Here is a 2,418-nt window from a genome sequence, read left to right as displayed (position 1 = left end):
GCTCGGGCCTGCCGATGCAGGCGCTGGCGATGACGACGGTGCTCGCGCCGCTGCCTCCGCGCCGGCGCTTCCTGCCCGCGGGGCCGTGGGGGGAGTGGCTCGCGTCCATCCTCGCCGCCTCGGGCCTGCCGGGGACGGTGGAGCTGACGCCGCTGGAGCGCCGCCCTCGCGCCGGGGGCTTCGTGCTGCGCCCGCTCGACTGGAACGAGTCCCTGCGGCTCGAACGGCGGGAGCTGATGGGGCCTGCCGGGGAAGGGCAGGGGGCCACGGCGCTCCCGTCCTCGCGGGCGCGCGTGGACCTCGTCCACCTGTCCATGGGCGAGCCCCAGCGGGTGGCCGAGGCCACGCCCGTGCTCCTCGCGGCGGGCTACCTGCCGACGGGCCTCCGCCAGCGCCTGGACGCGCCCGACGACATCGTCTTCCAGCACCTGCCGGCGCCGGAGCGGGCGCGCGAGGCGGTGGGGCGGGCGCGGCTGGACGGCGAGGCGGCCCGGGCCCTGTGGAGCGGATGGGTGGAGCGATGCGCGCGAACTTCGTAGACACGCTCCTCGCGCGGCTGGACGGCGAGGTGGCCACCATCTGGGCCACGGTGTTGCTGCGCATCGACGCGCGGCCCGACGTGGCGCGGCTGCGCGGGGCCTTGCGCGCCCTGGTGCGCGAGAGCGAGCGCCTCAACGTGGCCTGGGACGACGCGCACGGTGCGTGGGTGCCCGCGCCGCGCACGGACGAGGCGGTGGACGCGGCCCTGCTGGAAGGCGCCGAGCCGCTGGACGAGCCCGAGGCGGTGACGCGGGTCATCAACACCCGGGTGGACCTCGCGAGGGACGTGCCGCTGCGGCTGCACCTCCACCCCCTGGCCGATGGCGCGCCGGGCCCGTGGCTGCTCGCCATCCAGCTCCACCACGCGATTGGGGACGCCAAGGCGCTCGCCCACCTGCTGGAGCGGCTCTGGCTGCACTGCGCGGGGCGCGCGTCGGAGTCGCCCCCGCTGGGCCCCTCGACGCTGACGGATGGCAAGGTGCTGCTCGCGGCGCTGCGCGGGCCGGGCCGGGTGCTGGGCCTCGCGAGCCCCCGCCGCCGGCTCCTCGCGCAGCGGGGCCTGGGCCTGCGCCGCAGTGGAGACACCGCGGGCCGCTCGTTGATGGCGACGGCGCGCCTGACACTCCCGGCTGGCCGCACGGACGTCCAGGCCTCGGAGGTCTTCTTCGCCGCGCTGCTGGCGGGCGTCGCGCTGCGCGAGCCCACGAAGGACGGGCTCATCCGCCTGCGGGTGCCGGTGGACCTGCGGCGCATGCTGGGGCTGGGGCGGATGCTGGGCAACGGCTGCTCGACGGTGCCGCTGGAGCTTCCCCTGCGGGAGGTCCGCGCCCGGCTGGAGGACGCGCCCGCCCTGGCGGCGCTGATGCGCGAGGCGCTGCGGCGCGTGCTCGACGAGGGCGTGCACTGGACGACGGCGCTGGAGTGCATGGCGGTGGCGCGGCTCGCCCCGGGGCCCGTGCTGCGGCGCAACGCGCGCCCCGGGCTGGTGGCCGAGCCCCGCACCAACACGCTGGTGGCGACCTACCTGGGGCAGCTCGACAAGCACTTCGTGGACGCGCCCTTCCGCATCCACTCCCTGCGCAGCCACACGGCCACCTGGGGCGCGACGGGCCTGGGCTTTGGCGACACGCTCAACATCAACACGGCGACGTTCGAGGGACTGTGGACCCGGGGCGAGCTGCGCGACTTCACCGAGCAGCTCGCGGGCTGGGCGTCCTCGGGCTTCGGGCTTCCGGCGGAGGTGGTGGGACCATGAAGGGGCTTCGCGACGCGCCCGCGCTCTACCTGGGTTTCATCTCGCTGCACCTGCTGCTGGGGCACCTGGGCTCCAGCCTCGTCTACCGCCTGCGCTTCGGCCGCAGCCCGCTGGCCTACCGGAGCACCGGGGCCGACTCCGCCCACACGGGCCTCACGCGGCGGATCAGCGGCGCCTCGCTGGTGTGGGTCGGCTCGGTGGCGGCGGCGGCGCTCTGGCCGCGCTGGTCCGAGCGGCCCTGGGGCCGGCCCCTGCTGGCCCTTCCGCCGGAGGTGGGCTGGGCGCTGGGCGTGCTCGGGCTGGTGGGCATGCTGGCGGCGCAGTACGGCATGGGCGCAAGGTTCCGCATCGGCGTGGACGCGGGGGAGGCCCCGCCCGTGCTGCACGAGAGAGGACTCCACCGCTACTCGCGCAACCCCATCTACGTCTTCTCCTACCTGTACCTCGTGGGCGCCTCGTTCTGGGCTCCGTCGCTGGTGACGCTCGGGGCGTGCGCGGTGCTGGGGGGGCTGTTCCACGGGCTGGTGCTCCAGGAGGAGCGCTACCTCTCCGCCCGCCTCGGCGAGGCCTACGCGCGCTACCGCCAGCGCGTCCCCCGCTACCTCTGAGGCCCCATGCAGCCC

3 protein-coding genes are annotated in these 2,418 nt (G+C 76.1%); all 3 read left to right on the top strand.

From position 1 onward, the window contains the following. The coding region (locus D7Y15_RS45065; protein WP_199746070.1) for a hypothetical protein at positions 1 to 539 on the top strand (539 nt) is incomplete at its 5' end. Next, positions 521 to 1,795: a hypothetical protein gene (locus D7Y15_RS43120; protein ID WP_121756188.1), complete on the top strand. Its 1,275-nt coding sequence runs from the start codon at positions 521 to 523 to the stop codon at positions 1,793 to 1,795. The genes D7Y15_RS45065 and D7Y15_RS43120, both read left to right, overlap by 19 nt. Continuing rightward, complete coding sequence (locus D7Y15_RS43115) at positions 1,792 to 2,403, top strand: isoprenylcysteine carboxylmethyltransferase family protein (RefSeq protein ID WP_121756187.1); 612 nt, start codon at positions 1,792 to 1,794, stop codon at positions 2,401 to 2,403. The genes D7Y15_RS43120 and D7Y15_RS43115 overlap by 4 nt, the downstream gene beginning before the upstream one ends. Positions 2,404 to 2,418: the final 15 nt, after the last annotated feature.

Origin of the sequence: Corallococcus sp. AB030, from assembly GCF_003668965.1 — a bacterium.
Taxonomy (GTDB): Bacteria; Myxococcota; Myxococcia; order Myxococcales; family Myxococcaceae; genus Corallococcus; species Corallococcus exiguus.
This window is presented reverse-complemented; position numbering and strand designations above follow the sequence as displayed.